Origin of the sequence: Campylobacter lari subsp. concheus (assembly GCF_008245025.1) — a bacterium.
Taxonomy (GTDB): Bacteria; Campylobacterota; Campylobacteria; order Campylobacterales; family Campylobacteraceae; genus Campylobacter_D; species Campylobacter_D concheus.
In genome coordinates, this window is record NZ_CP043426.1 from 1436370 (window position 1) to 1451631 (window position 15262).

The following is a 15262-nucleotide window of genomic DNA, read 5'->3' on the forward strand; positions in this document are numbered from 1 at the left end:
AATTTTGAAATTGATAAGAATTATTATATTAATAATTCACTTTATATTTACTTAAATTGATACACATAATCATTTTAAAGTAAAATAATACAAAATTAACATAAATCAAGATATTTATTCTCTCATTTTTATATAATCACCAAAATGCAATATATAAAGGAGAAAAAATGACTCAAGAACAAATTCAAATCATCAAAGACTGTGTACCAGTTTTACAAAAAAATGGTGAAGTTTTAACTAAAGAATTTTATAAAATCATGTTTGAAGAATACCCTGAAGTAAAACCTATGTTTAATATGGAAAAACAATCTTCAGGAGAGCAACCAAAAGCTTTAGCAATGGCTATTTTAATGGCAGCAAAAAATGTAGAAAATTTAGAAAATATGAGAAGCTTTGTTGATAAAGTAGCTATAACCCATACAAAATTAAATGTTAAAGAAGAGCACTATCCTATAGTGGGCGCTTGTCTTTTAAAAGCTATCAAAGTAGTATTAAATGCAGATGAAACCACACTAAAAGCTTGGGAAGAAGCTTACAAAGCTATCGCACAATTTTACATAGACATTGAAAAAGAAATTTATGCAAAAGCTAAGTAATCATAGGCTTTGATGTTCAAAGCCTATTTTAAAAATGCTATCCCTGCTTTAGCTATTTTTACATCCTCATCTAAGTGTGCTCCACCCACACCTATACCACCAACAACAACTCCATCTATAAAAATCGGCACCCCACCAGGCATAATGGAAAACTTATCATCTAAATAACGAATATCTTCAGGTATTTTACCATCTTTTACACCTTTAAAAATAACCGCTGTTTCTCTTTTTTGTGAAGTGGCCGTATAAGCTTTTTTATAACTAGCATTAAGTGTATGCACGCCCGCCTTATCATCTCTTAAAACTGCTAAAATTTGGCCAGATTTATCTACTATAGTAATACTTACATAAAAGCCATTTTTTCTTGCTTCTTTCTTTGCAAGCTCCAAAATTCCTTCAACCATTTGTGTAGTTAACACAGGCTCTTTTACAAGCTCAAAAGATTTTGCCATTAAACTTACTCCTAAAAATACACATAAAATGAGTAATTTTTTCATTTTTTTCCTTTAAAATTTTTCTACCGCATTTTTTGCTAGTTCTTTTATATCGCCTTTTAATTCACAAATTTGACCATTTTGTGCAAGTAAAATTCTATCAGCCATATCAAAATACACATCATCGTGAGTTATAGCAAATATAGTAATACCTTTTTGCTTTAAAAGTGGCAAAAGTTTAGTATAAAAAAACTTCCTAAACATAGGATCTTGATCAGCTGCCCACTCATCTAAGATCAAAATATCCCTTTTTTCAAGCAAAGCATTAAGCATAGCAAGACGCTTTTTTTGTCCTGCAGAAAGTTTAATAGTATTAAAAGTATTTTCTATAAATTCTACTTTCTCATTTAATTCTAAAATTTCGAGCCAATACGCTAAATCCTCTTTACTAAATTTATCATCTTCTAAAATATGTTCAAATAAATGAAAATCACTAAAAATAGCACTAATTAAACTTCTATACTCATAAATATTTTTTTTGGTAATTTTTTCATTATCTAAAAAAATATCTCCCTTAAAATCCGTAAAAAGTCCCGCTAAAATCATAGAAAAAGTAGATTTTCCACTACCATTTTTACCTATTAAAAATACACATTCGCCTTTTTTAAGCTCTAAATTTATAGGCTTTAAGGCAAATTTTTCATTATAAGCAAAGGATACATTTTTAAAATAAAGTTTTTGCCAAGCCTTACTACTTTGACCAATCTTAAACTCATGTGTATAGTTTTCTAAATTTAAATTTAAAATTTTATCCAAAGCAATTTTTGCCATCATGAGTGTAGGAAAACTTCCTATCATAGCTCCAAGTGGTGCTCTTAAAAAAAGTATACTTAAAGCAATAGTTGTAGCACTTTGCAAACTAGCAAACTTATAGTTTAAAGCCATATAAAATTCCACACCCACCAAGGCTAACATAGCACTATTGCTCCAGTTATTAGATAAAATATGCAAGATGTTTCCCATAGTGGAGCTTTTTTTCTTTTTTAGAGCATTTTTTTCAAACTCATTTTCATAATAATACTTCGCTCTTAATGGGTTTAAAGTTAATTCTTTATGGCCTTGTAAAATATTTTGATAATTCTTCTGCAAGGCATCATCATTTTCCCTAGCATTTTTAAAATAAAAATATACCTTACTCATTAAAAAATTATCCACCAAAAAAACACAAATAATCCACACCAAACATAAAAAGAAAATTTCTAAAGAAAGATAAGCTATATAAGCACTAGTACATATAATTAAAACACTTGATTGTATAAATTCTGGGAGTTTTAAAAGACCAAAAGAAATACTGCGCACATCGTTATTTAAAGAAGCCAAAATCTTTGCTTTAGTAGTATTTAAAATACTCAAAATATTTGTATCTAAAATTTGTTTTACAATCCTTCTTTGCATTTTAAAAATAAAATTTTGTCCAAAAATACTTAAAGAAAATTCCACAAAAGAAGAACTTGCAAAAAACACAAGCAACAAAAGCATAAAATACACAATAATAATTGAATTTTCAAGATTCGCTTTTAATAAAAATTCATTAATGAAAACCAAAGTTAAGACACCCAATATACTTGTAAAAATACTAAAAAGAAAAAAAAGAATAATTTTAAATTTATTTTCTTGAAATAAAATCCATAAAAAACTCACAATAATACCTTTTAATATTAATAATTATAAAATTATAACAATTTTTAAAAATTTATTTTCCAACGCATAAAACATAATTTCAGTACCTTAAAGCAAAAACTCAATAATTTAAGATACTTTTTCTCTTAAATTATACTTAAGCTTAAATTTATAAATAAAATAATAATATTCTTAATATATTAATAGTTTGTTAGTAATTATTATTACTAATTCTAATGAGATAAATAATCAATCAACATATTAAATATTTTTTTGAAAGGACTTGTTTCAATGGATAAAAATATGTATAAAAAACACTCCACGGGGGGGGGGAACGATAATTTTCGTTTTTTAACTTCTTTAAAAAACTATAAATCCTCTAATCTTTTAAAACTTTCCTTATTTGCTATTTTTTCACTAAGTTCTTTAGAAGCTGCTACTGAAGCAGATTATGATAAAACTTCTGATACTTATATAATCAAAGAACATAAATTTAGTAATAATGATGTATATGATTATAATCTTAATACTTACAAGCTCTTAAGTGGTAAAAATTTTTATGGCCAAATGGCTAGCAATAAAAACCTTTCAAATATTACTTTAATTTATGATAATCCTAAAGATAAAGCTCATTCTAAAATGAATGATATGTATTTTAAACAAGACATACTTACACCAAGTATTAAAGAAGATATTTTTGTAGTTAATGGTTATCATAATTCTTATGCAGCTAATAATATCAATGCCTCTCAAATAAGTTATATACCTTTTTTAGTTTCTGCTTATACTTTCAATGCTAAAGCTAATAATAATACTTTGGTATTAAAAGCAGGAGAATTATCTTCAGTATATTATTTAAAACCTACGGATAAAGAAGTAGCTAATCCTCAAGCTAGTGGTTTGGATAATAAATATAATTTTTTAATCACTCCAGCTATAGCAAGAAAGGGTGAAGTAAATAACAATACATTAAATTTCTTAAAAGATGCCTATGTAAATATGGGTGTTGAAAATACTTATACCTTGCCTTTAAATGGTGCTCCTTATATTGTAGGTGCTTTTGGAATTGATGCTAATGCTAATAATAATAGTGTTATATTAAATAAGGGAGTAAGAATAGATTTTCATACTACTCCTTATAAACAAAGCTCTTTAGGTGCTAATATATTTGATGAAAGAATGACACATATTGTCGGTGCTATGGTATATAATGGTAATGCTAAAAATAATAAAGTGATCATTGATGGAGCTTCTTTATTAGTACATGGTCCAAGTGGAGCTTATTCTACTTCAGCTGCTACTCACTTAGCTGGAACTTTTGTAGATGTAAATAACAATCAAAGTTATGAAGTAAGTAATAATAGTGTATTGATTAATGATTTAAAACTAGATTTAAGAGTAGATACTAAAAATACCCCATTAGCTTATAATGCTATTTTACAAGGAGAAATTTATGGTGCTAAAATCATACAAGGAAATGCTTATAAAAATAATATAGATATAAAAAATCTCCAAACCTTGCTCAACTTAAATGCTAATATTGAAGTAAGAGCTTTATTGGATTTATATGGGGGAGCTACTAGTAATGGTGTAGCTAATGATAATAATATTAATATTAACCTTCAGGCTCCATTTGAAATCAATTCTAATCCAACTGGTAAAAATGAATTTAATCTTTATGGTGGAGTAGCAACAAAAGGTGCTAATAGAAATAATATTATTATTAAAGGTGATTTAACTCAAGATCTTATTGTTGAAAACTATCAAGATAAAATTCAAATTACAGCAGCAAAAACTCTAAGCTCTAAAGCAAATAATAATAGCATTGTTATTAAAAACTCAAATATCGCTATGCCTTTATATTTATATGGAGTAAGCAAAGCTACTTTAGATAATAAAGATTATTATGCAAGTAGTGCCAATGCTAATAGTATAGTTTTAGATAATGTAAAATCAGGTAGAAATCTAACCACTATTATAGAAGCTGATAATTTAGAAAAAAATACTATTAAATATAACATGGTGCAATCTTTATCAAATGCCTCTAATATTGATAAAGGTTCTAAAATTATTCTAAGAGCTAATCAAAGCGCAAATGATAATATTTTAAATATCAAAGATTATTCTTCTGCAGCACATGATAATGTTTATATTATTAAAGCTGAAGAAGAAAGCTCTAATAATGATTTTATATTTGATAATGTAACACTTGGAACAGCTTCTGATAAAAGAGAAGGTAATGTAATTATTGTTGCTGGTATTTCTAAAAACACCCATGATAATTATATCCATATAAATAATTTAAATATAGATGAGTATAAAAATCAAGAAGCTATATTTATAGCTCCTTCGGCTACTTATAATATCAATGATAAAAGCTATAATAATACCTTATATTTAAGTGGTGATACTAATATCTTTAAAAATACAAATATTGATGTATTAGCAGGAAATATTTTATCTTTAAAAAATGAAAATTCTTTTAGCTATAAAGCTTTAGATCATAAAAACAACACCAATAATCATTTAATATTAAATACAAACATAAAAGCTAATATGGTAAATAACTTTGATCATTATAGTTTTATCTTAAAAGATAATGTTAAAACTTATCTAAGTACTAAAGAAGAAATAAATATAAGCAAAGAAAGTTCTATTAATATCTACACTAATAATAATGTAAAAAACAAAAGTTTTATCTTAATGCAAAGTGAAAAAGGCTTTGTAGATGAAAATAATAAGCATTTAAATCAAGAAGATTTACAAAGCTTATTAAATGTTTTAGTAAAAAACAATAAAAGCTTACACAAAAATATTAAAGCAAAAGTACAAAAAGCTAAATACACTCTAAGTGTAAGTAATGATGCAAAAAGTATAGTAGTAAATTTAAATAAAAACTAAAAGGATTAATGATGAAAACATACAAACTCTCAAATCATATAATACTTTCAGGTATAACAGTATCAATGCTTTTTTCTCCACTAATGGCTTTACCTAGTGGAGGTAAATTTACTCATGGAACTAGTGGAAGTATAAGTACTAGTGGTAATAATATGAATATTATGGGCAATGGAACAAACTCAGTCATACAATGGGGTGGAGGATTTAATATAGGCAAGAATGAGCAAGTAAACTTCAATGGCTCAAATAAAAACTACTTAAATATTGCTCATGGTACTAGTAAATCTACTATAGAAGGTATATTAAATGCAAGTGGTAACAATGTGTTTTTAATTAATCCTAATGGAGTAATCATTACTAAAACAGGAACCATTAACGCTAATCGCTTTGTAGCTTCTACTTCTTCTATGAGTGATGATAATATGAAAGCATTTGCTAACTTAAAAAGCTTTGATGAGGGTTTAAGCTTTTCCCCTGTGTTTAAAACACAAAAAGCAGGTAATGTAGTTAATATGGGTAATATTAATACAAATGATGTGTTGCTTATAGGAAATAAGGTAGATATACAAGGTGGTCATATCAATGGTAAACATAATGATGGTGTTAGTGGTGATACTTTAAAAAATCCAAGTGGTAATGCAGCTGATAAAGTTCATTTGGTGGGGAATGAAGTAAATATATTAGCAGATGGAATTAAATCAAATTCTATTATAGCTAGTGCTTATGTAAAAGGTTCATTACAGCAATCTACTATATCTTATTATAACTATGGCAATAACATAGGAAAACTTCAATTTGAGACTGATGATTATAGTAATATAGATAAGACAAATTTAGGCAATAAAAAATTAGTAACTAAAGATAAATTTGAAAAACATGCAACTATAGGTTCTGATATAGACTGGTTTTATTTTGCTAAGGGATGGAATGAAAATAAAAATGGCATGAGAGATTTCTTTGGCACTTATAAATTAACTAGTGATATAGATTTTAATGGCGACAAAGGTCAAGGGGTAGAGGGTAAAGACTGGCAAAATTATGCAAATTATTGTTTAACCACTGATAATTGCACTAGTATGATAGTGGGAACTTTTAACAATCCTTTTTCAAAAACTTTCGATGGTCAAGGATATACTTTAAAGAATATTAACATATCCAATATTCAGCAATTCGGCACAGACTTTATCAGAGATTTTCAATACTCCAGTATATTTGGAAGTACTAAGTCTGCTTATATATCTAATTTAAATATTAATGATTTTTATTTTGATTCTTATGCCTCTGGTGTTGGTGCTTTGGTGGGATATGCGAATGCAAGTAAATTTGATAAATTGTATTTTGATAATATTAATATAAAAGCTTTTAACGCAACCAGAGTAGGTGGTATTATTGGTTCATCGTATAAAAATACTATTAGCAACTTGTTTGCAAGTAATATAATGATTAAAAATAATGTTAGTTTTCAAAAGTTGGCAATTGGTGGATTTGCTGGAAGCGGAATAATGGACACTTATAATAATATTGTACTATCTGATATAAGTATTGAGTCAAAAAACGGCAGTGCTATTAGTGGGGTGATACAGCATTTTGATGTAGGTGGATTTAATGGCTTGTCATCATATTCCAATTATGAAAATATTATACTTGATAGCTTAATAGTAAAAGTGGAAAATAAGTATCCTTTTATTGAAGGAAATTTTGGTTATTTTTCTGGTTTTTTAGAGGGGCAAAATACTTTTAAAAATATTTATACATATTATAATCCAAAATCTTCAATAGAAACTGTTTATTTTAAGAACAATGGATTGTTTTTCGGTAACAAAGATACAGAACCTTTGATTGAAAAAGTTCAAGTATATTATCATAATTCATTTAAAAATGATAATCCTAGCGATGATCAATTTTTGGATTATAATGGAATAGAAAAAAATAAAATACAAGTTTATTTTTATGAAGATGTTATGCCAGAAAAGCCAGATATAGGTATCATATTACCTGAAAAACCAACAGATCCTTCTAATCCAGACTTTAATGTCATTTTAGATGAAGATGATTTACTTCAAGAAATGATTAAAAAAGAAATTATAAATGATATCACCAATGGAAAATATGAATTACATATAAGTGATTTATTAAAAATGCTAGAAGATAGATTAAATTACTTTAATATGAATGAAAATCAAAAGGTTGAATTTATAGCTAAATATTTCTTAGGTGGTGATAAGACTCAAGCTTTAGAAGTGATTCAAAGTTTAAATTTTATTTTAGCTTATGAAAATAATGGTTTAAGTACTGCTTCAAAAGATAAATTTAAAGGAAATGGTTTTATTGCAAAAGAAGAAATACTAAAACAAACAAGTAATACAGCTAAAAATATCAATGATAAGATCAATCAGCTAGATAATGAATTAAAATCACTAGTAATTAGCTCGGATAAATACCTCAAAGATCTCATTGTTAAACAAAACAAGCTTAATGAAATTATTAAAGCTTACAATAACTATGTAGCATTGATTAATAAGGGATTGGCAAATGAAAGCGATCCAGAATTTATTACACTAAAAAATCAAATCAATACTTTAATGAGTGAAAGTGATGTATTAGCTAGTGAAATAGGATTAAATCAAAACACTTTAAAATTATGGCAAGATAAAGCTAGTAAAGATTCTAATGGTCACTTTAAAATTATTGGTGCTTTTGCAAATGTTATTTTAAACACTAACCCAAAACTAGATCAAATCACAGAAGAAGGTGGGGGCGGAGAAGATCCAAATAAACCAGAACTTCCTGATAATGATTTAGAATTTGAGCAAACTGCTTCTTTCAACTTAATAGGTGATGAAACTGTAGAAGAAGAAAAAGAAGAAAAAGAAGTAGAAGAAACAGCAATGATGCAAAAAAATAGAACTTGTATAGTAAGTGATAATTTTAAAACTATGAATCCTTGTGCTGTTGGAGGATTATAAAATACTTTGCTAGGATAGCTATATCCTAGCAAAATAAAAAAGTTTATATCAAACAATATTTCATCATTTAATAACAAAACAAATTAATAAAAACTATAAATACAAAAAGGATTAATCATCATGAAAAAATTCTTACTTAGTACCATAGCAATTAGTTCTTTAATCTATGCTAATGAAGGAAGTATTACTATAACTAAAAATGATATGGAAAAGATTATAGAATTATCTCCTGATAGAAATATTCCACAAAACAAAGCCATTAAAGAAAATCTAAAAACTAAACAAGATTATGAAAAAACAAAGGAAGCTAAAAAAGACTTTGAAGAAAAAAAGAAAGCTCTAAAAGAAAAATTCAAACAAGAAGATAAAGCCAACTCTAATGCAACTAGCAATAATCTTACCAACTCAAACAATCAAACCAATATCAACACAAATGATACTAAAAAGATTATAACTAAGTATAAATTTGTTATTGTTAATAAAGATACTAGCTTTGGAAAACTAGGTATTAATGAGCAAGATTTACAAAACCTAGTTAGTGATTTTAGTGCTAGAAAATTTAGCTTACAAGATTTACAAGATATATCCAATATTATTGCATATTATTTCCAAGTTAATGGCTATCCTGCTGCAACAGCTTATGTGCCACAACAAGAATTTGAAGATAGTGTGCAAATAAATATAGCCTTAGGAACATTAGGTAAGTATATAATAAAAAATAAAACTACTATAAAAGATCATTTTATAGAAAGTAAACTTAATGAAAGAATTAAAGGTAAGATTATCTCTACTAAATTAATAGAAGATAGTGTATATAAAGTCAATGAAATGTATGGAGTACAAACCCTAGCAGGTTTACAAGCAGGAGAGAATGTGGGAGAAACTGATGTAGTAATAGAAGTAGAACCTGATACTAAAGCTAATGTATTATTATATGCTGATAATTATGGCATTGAAAGTGCGGGTAATATAAGAGCTGGTATTAGTATGGGATTTAATTCTATATTTAATATGGGTGATTATTATAATTTTTACCTACAATCAAGTAATGAAAAACAAGTTAACTATGGAGCTAATTATACTTTCTTTTTAGGTAATTTAAAAGTTACTCCAAGTATATCTCAAGGATCTTATTCTTTAGGTGATAAATATAAGGATGCTGGGTTTTATGGTACTTCTAAAAATTTCGGTATAGATTTTTCTTATCCTGTATGGATTAATACTTATTCATCTTTATACTTTACTTCTAGTATATATCATAAAGAACTTAGTGATACAAGTGGAGGTTTTTTAACATTTGATAAAAGTTCTAATGTTGGAAGTATGGGTTTAGAAGGTTTATTTAGAGGATTTGAAAATAATACCTTAAGTTATAGTGTTAAGGTTAGTATAGGTAAGGTAAGCGATGATGGCACTAAAATAGGTGGTTTAATTCTTGATACAAATAGTAAAGGCTTTGGCTGGTTTAGAAAACTCAATGCTAGTGTGAATAATTATTATAGTATTAATGAGTATATTACTCATACTTTAAATATAAACTATCAAAAGGTATTAGGAAATTTTGAATTAGATTCTTCTGAGAGTTCATCTTTAGGTGGTGCTTATGGAGTAAGAGCTTATGATAATGGTGAGGGTGATGGAGATAATACCATAGTGGCCAACTTTGGTATAAGAATAAATATACCAAATACTAATTTTTATTTTACACCTTTTTATGATATAGGGTATGCTTGGTATGAAAAAGACTCAGGGGATAGATTAGCAGATGAACATTTTTTAGATGCAGTGGGTTTACAAATACTTTATAATAAAACTAATGAATATTACATAAAGCTTGATGGGGCAAGAGCGTTACATCAATATAAATATGATGATGATTATAGAATGAAATTGTATTTAAGTGGTGGGGTGTATTTTTAGTTACCACTTAAAAAATACACCCTAGTAGCTAAGTCTTTAAAAGCTTTGGAGTGAATTAGGCTTTGGCAGGCCTTAGACTTTGAAGTACTTATAAATTCATTTTGACTAAAAGCATTTAAAGCCTCATTTAGTTGAGTTTTTATACTTTGATTTTTAGGATCTTTCAAAGCTTGATTTTTCAAATCTGCTATATTTTGAACTTTGCTTTTTTGGGCACTATCTACCATAAGTGCTAAAAGCAAAACGCTTTCTTTATCTACAAAAAGCACTTTAAAACACTGCTCATCATTTCCCACACTAAAATCAAGCTCTTTGGTAGAATTTTGCAAGTTTGATAAATCTTCATTTTTTATATTTGCTACATTACTCATCAAAGCTATACTCGAAAGACTTTCATTTTTTAACACATAAGAACTTATATCATTGATAAAAGTTTTTAAATTTCCCAAAGCTTGAGTTGTGCTTGCTTCATCTTTACTTGCGCTAAATTTTGGCAAAGCAACTGCTGCTAAAACTCCAAGTATAATCACCACAAACACAAGTTCTATAATAGTAAAAGCCTTTTTCATAATACACCTTGTAAATTTTTCACTTTAGGACTTATAAGATCATCTTCAACGCTTACAAAATCTTTACGCTCATAAGCTTCACAAGCTGCCCTTGCTATCATCAAAGCATTATCTGAGCAATACTCAAGTGGAGCTAGTAAAAGCTCACATTGATAGCTTTGGCACAAATGCTCTATTTGATTTCTTAAACTTAAATTTGCACTAGCTCCACCTACTATGCCAAAACGCTTAAATTTATACTCTTTAAAAATTTTTTCTAATTTGTTTAAAATATGAGCTATAGCTGCTTTTTGAAATGCAAAGGCTATTTTGCTTTTACGCTCTAAGCTTAGCTCTTCTTTTAAAATTTCCAAACGTACTTGGTTTTTAAGTCCTGAAAAACTATAAGCTAAGTCTTTAGAATAAAGCAAAGGTATGCTAAATTCCAAATCACTTTCTTTTATATTTTTAGCTAAATTTTCTATGATAGCCCCACCAGGATAACCAAGTCCCATCATCTTAGCTACTTTATCAAAACTTTCTCCAAAGCTATCATCATTTGTTCTTGCTAGTTCTGTGATTTTACCTTGCTCATCGATAAAAAGCACCATAGTATGCCCACCACTTACAAGTAACACCCCCATATCAAAACTAGCTTTTTTATCTAAAAACATAGAGTAGATATGTCCTTTTAGATGATTAATTGCTATAAGTGGTAAATTTAAACTAATAGCAAGCATTTTAGCCATAGCAACCCCACCTATCAAACTCACACTAAGACCAGGTTCATTTGTAACTGCTATGACACAAAGTTTATCAAAGTATTTTTGGCATTTTTCTAAGATTTTAGGTAAAGCTTCACTGTGCAATCTTGCTGCAAGCTCAGGCACCACCCCTCCATAGACACTATGAGCATTTTCTTGAGAAATCTTTGTATGAAAAATGCATTCAAAGCTATTTTTATCTATGATAGCAATAGAACTATCATCACATGAGCTTTCTATAGCAAGAATTAAACTTTTCATTGAAATTCCACTAAAATCATACCGATAAATTTGTCCTTTTGTTCTGCTTTTTCTATGGCTTTTGCAGGTATGTTTGCTTTTTTGATTTCTTTAAAATTTGTCTTTTTTTCTAAGGCTTGATCTGCTAAATTTGCATTTTTTAACTCATAAAATTCCACTCTATAAATCTTTCTTTTTTTATCTAAAGAATAACGACTTTGCATTTGATTTTTGCTAATTTCTATACCGCTTTCATCATTGCCTCTATCAAAACCTATGACATTAACCCTTACACCTACAATAGAAGGAATTTTAAAGCTATTTTTTACCATGATTTTTTGAGCAAAGTTAGTTTGTATATTTTTTTCATCTACTATCATTTCAACACTATCTAAGGCGTTTGAAAACTCAAAGTATTCAGGGTATAGTCTAGTTTGCAAGCGATTTCCGTAATTGACTGAGTATGAATTGGCATTTGAAATCACTGCTGTAATCTCATTACTTGCTTCATAATTTAAAGCCTGATTAACAGGGAAAGGCAAGAAATTTATAGCATTAGTAGGTTTGTCAAGATAAAGTAAAATTTTATCATTAAAAAGTCTTATCTCTAAAGGCTTTTCAATAGCTCTATAAACCCCATTTGGAGTTAAATCAAAAGTTCTTTGAAATTCTATATTTGCCTTTTTTAGATAATACTCCACCGCCAAAAGATGATAATATACTCTTAAATGTGTTGGTAAATTTTTGCTCGCTTCATTAGCAAAGGCTGCTTTATGATTTGACACTACAAAATAAGTTAAAGCCTTTAGCATATCTTTATCATTGCTTTCTTGGGTTTTGGTGTTTTTTAAATGATATTGATGTTCTTCTTTTACCAAGGCTTTATTGATATTTTCTACTGCTTCTTTAGCTATGTTTTCTAAGTCTGCATATTTAGTAGAATTTACCTCGCTTTGATCAATAATGCTAGTATTGCCCCAGCGGTTTGGATTTTTATCTTTGCTTTCATATTGTGGTCTATAAAAACCACTTCCATCGTGCAAATTTATAACCATATTAACTTCAGGATCTAAAATAAGCTTTTTTATACGCTCTATGGTGTGAAAATCAGGATCGCTTTCATCTATATGGGCAAATTTTCTATTTAAATCTCCAAAATTTCCCCTATTTCTGGCAATAATACTTTCAAAAGCCAAATTTGGCGCAACGATGATTTTACCTTTAGTGATATTATAATCACTCAAAAGCAAACTAGCAGCATGAAACCCGCCTGGCTCATCTCCTTGTATACCTCCAAGGATTAAAACCGTGTTATTATCATCTAAGCTTTTTCCATTTTCTTTTACACTAAATTCTAAAGCAAAAACCGCATTTATAAAAATCAAAATACTTAAAAAATATCTCACTTCATTTCCTTATCTAAATAAAGCCTTACTTGTTTATCATACTCAAAAACATCTTCAATTTGGTTAATCTTTGGCACACCAAAATGTTCTAATGCTTTGAAAATTCCTTTAGCGATATCTAAAAACTGCGCTTTTTGGGCTAAGAATTGATACACCATACACTCATTTGCACTATTTATAATCACACCCAAGTCAGGCTCTTTCAAAAGTTCATCTTTGAGTGAAAATATAGGATATTTTTTTAAACTAATTTTTTCAAATTTTAAACTTGGCATAGCTAATAAATCTAAATTTTCTATGAAGCTTTGATCATGCTCATCTAAAATCGCTTGAGCTATAGATAAACGCATATTTGCATGAGAAAAATATGCACTCATACCACCATCTTTAAACTCACACAAAGCATGCACTAAAGATCTTCTCTCTATCAAAGCATCTATTTGCTTAATGCCATAAAGATGATAAGCTTCGATGATTTCAAAAAGCTTATTACACATACTAGCACTATCTATAGTGATCTTAGCCCCCATGCTCCAGTTAGGATGCTTAAGAGCTTCTTTTACGCTGACATTTTTTAAATCTTTGATTTTATAATTATAAAAAGCTCCGCCACTTGCTGTGATAAAAAGCTTTTTAATGCTTTTTCTTTTATCTATCAAGCACTTTAGTGCTGCGTGTTCGCTATCTATAGCTTTAATCTTAGAAGTGTCAAAAAATTTCCCTGCTACTACTAGGCTTTCTTTATTTGCTAAAGCTAAAGTTTTACCAAGCTTTTGCACCATAAGACTTGAGTTTAACCCTGCAAAACCTACTATAGCATTTACCACCAAAGAGCTTTCACACTCAGCTATCATCGCTTTTAAGCCTTCTTGGCCACAAAAAATCTTATCATGATCAACCAAGATTTTATCTTCTTCATCTTGTATACATACAAATTTAGGCTTAAAAAGAGCTATTTGCTCATTTAAAAGCTTGATATTTTTACCACAAGATAAGGCTTCTATACTTATGTTTTTTTCTTTAGCAATAAAAAGAGTGTTAACCCCTATACTTCCTGTGCTTCCAAGTACGATCATACTAAAGTTGCCATTGCAAATGCCGCAATGATAACAGCATCAATTCTATCTAAAATTCCACCATGCCCCGGGATTAAATTACCGCTATCTTTAATACCTGCTTGTCTTTTAAAATAGCTCTCAAGCAAATCCCCTATCACAGCAAAAATAGCTACTATTAAAGATATATAAATACTTTTTACTAAGCTAAATTCAAAAGAACCTATGATAGTTCCTAAAATCCCTGCACAAACTATGCCACCCACAACCCCTTCTAAAGTTTTATTTGGGCTTGTTGGAGAAAAAGCTCTCTCACCAATGAGTTTTCCTATAAAATACGCCCCGCTATCACAAGCAACGACAATCATTATAAGCCAAAATAGTACAAACATACCCTCATAGCTTAATACCTGATAAAGCATTAAAATAGGCAAAGTAGGATATATATAAGGCATAAGCTCATTTAAATTTTCACTTTTTTTATAAACTAAATATCCTAAAATCAAAATCAAAGCCATAAGACCTATAAAGAAAGGTTTATCTAAAAATGCTCCTATTGCAAAAATACACAAAGACACAAAAACACTTGCATGTTTACTTTTAAAAATAACTTTTGCTTCATTAAATGCCAAAAACAATAAAACACCAAAAATAGCAAAATTAATCAAAAAATTATCCACTAAAGCAACAATAGCTACCATAGCTATCATCACAATAGCACTAAGAATTCTTGTCTTTGAAAACATTTTTAT

Annotated in this window: 11 protein-coding genes; 4 read left to right on the top strand and 7 right to left on the bottom strand. The window is 28.4% G+C overall.

All coding sequences use genetic code 11. From position 1 onward, the window contains the following. Positions 1-167 precede the first annotated feature (167 nt). Positions 168-596 (top strand): single-domain globin Cgb, encoded by a 429-nt coding sequence (cgb, locus tag CLCT_RS07415; RefSeq protein ID WP_039668955.1) that lies wholly within the window; start codon positions 168-170, stop codon positions 594-596. Between the two features lie 23 nt (positions 597-619). Here cgb and CLCT_RS07420 read toward each other — a convergent pair whose 3' ends face one another. Together CLCT_RS07420 and CLCT_RS07425 are read right to left on the bottom strand one after the other, a co-directional pair. Next, positions 620-1093: a GlcG/HbpS family heme-binding protein gene (locus CLCT_RS07420; RefSeq protein ID WP_002783438.1), complete on the bottom strand. Its 474-nt coding sequence runs from the start codon at positions 1091-1093 to the stop codon at positions 620-622. A gap of 9 nt (positions 1094-1102) precedes the next feature. Beyond that, positions 1103-2731, bottom strand: coding sequence for a multidrug ABC transporter permease/ATP-binding protein (locus CLCT_RS07425; RefSeq protein WP_149062740.1), 1629 nt, complete (start codon positions 2729-2731; stop codon positions 1103-1105). Positions 2732-3001: 270 nt separating this feature from the next. On the opposite strand from CLCT_RS07425, the gene CLCT_RS07430 reads away from it, so the two are divergent. The 3 genes from CLCT_RS07430 (at position 3002) to CLCT_RS07440 (ending at position 10497) form a co-directional block, all read left to right on the top strand. Next, the gene (locus CLCT_RS07430; protein ID WP_149062741.1) at positions 3002-5611 is read left to right on the top strand and encodes a hypothetical protein; all 2610 of its coding nucleotides are present in this window, start codon (positions 3002-3004) and stop codon (positions 5609-5611) included. Positions 5612-5622: 11 nt separating this feature from the next. Then, positions 5623-8577 carry a two-partner secretion domain-containing protein gene (locus CLCT_RS07435; RefSeq protein ID WP_149062742.1) on the top strand — a complete coding sequence of 985 codons (2955 nt, stop codon included), beginning with the start codon at positions 5623-5625 and terminating at the stop codon, positions 8575-8577. A 120-nt stretch (positions 8578-8697) separates the two neighbouring features. Next, entirely contained in the window at positions 8698-10497 is a 1800-nt protein-coding gene (locus CLCT_RS07440) for a ShlB/FhaC/HecB family hemolysin secretion/activation protein (RefSeq protein ID WP_149062526.1), read from the top strand. Here the strand turns inward: CLCT_RS07440 and CLCT_RS07445 are convergent. From CLCT_RS07445 to CLCT_RS07465, 5 genes are read right to left on the bottom strand one after another with little or no spacing between them, the layout of a single operon-like run. Next, positions 10494-11066 carry a type II secretion system protein gene (locus CLCT_RS07445; protein WP_149062743.1) on the bottom strand — a complete coding sequence of 191 codons (573 nt, stop codon included), beginning with the start codon at positions 11064-11066 and terminating at the stop codon, positions 10494-10496. The genes CLCT_RS07440 and CLCT_RS07445 overlap by 4 nt on opposite strands. After that, entirely contained in the window at positions 11063-12070 is a 1008-nt protein-coding gene (gene tsaD / locus CLCT_RS07450) for a tRNA (adenosine(37)-N6)-threonylcarbamoyltransferase complex transferase subunit TsaD (RefSeq protein WP_149062744.1), read from the bottom strand. Before tsaD ends, CLCT_RS07445 begins: the two co-directional genes overlap by 4 nt. Then, positions 12067-13455 carry a peptidoglycan D,L-carboxypeptidase Pgp1 gene (pgp1, locus tag CLCT_RS07455; protein WP_039668959.1) on the bottom strand — a complete coding sequence of 463 codons (1389 nt, stop codon included), beginning with the start codon at positions 13453-13455 and terminating at the stop codon, positions 12067-12069. Before pgp1 ends, tsaD begins: the two co-directional genes overlap by 4 nt. Further along, positions 13452-14531, bottom strand: a complete 1080-nt coding sequence (gene dxr, locus CLCT_RS07460) for a 1-deoxy-D-xylulose-5-phosphate reductoisomerase (RefSeq protein ID WP_149062745.1) — start codon at positions 14529-14531, stop codon at positions 13452-13454. Before dxr ends, pgp1 begins: the two co-directional genes overlap by 4 nt. Next, positions 14528-15256: a phosphatidate cytidylyltransferase gene (locus CLCT_RS07465; protein ID WP_039668961.1), complete on the bottom strand. Its 729-nt coding sequence runs from the start codon at positions 15254-15256 to the stop codon at positions 14528-14530. Before CLCT_RS07465 ends, dxr begins: the two co-directional genes overlap by 4 nt. Between the last annotated feature and the right edge of the window lie 6 nt (positions 15257-15262).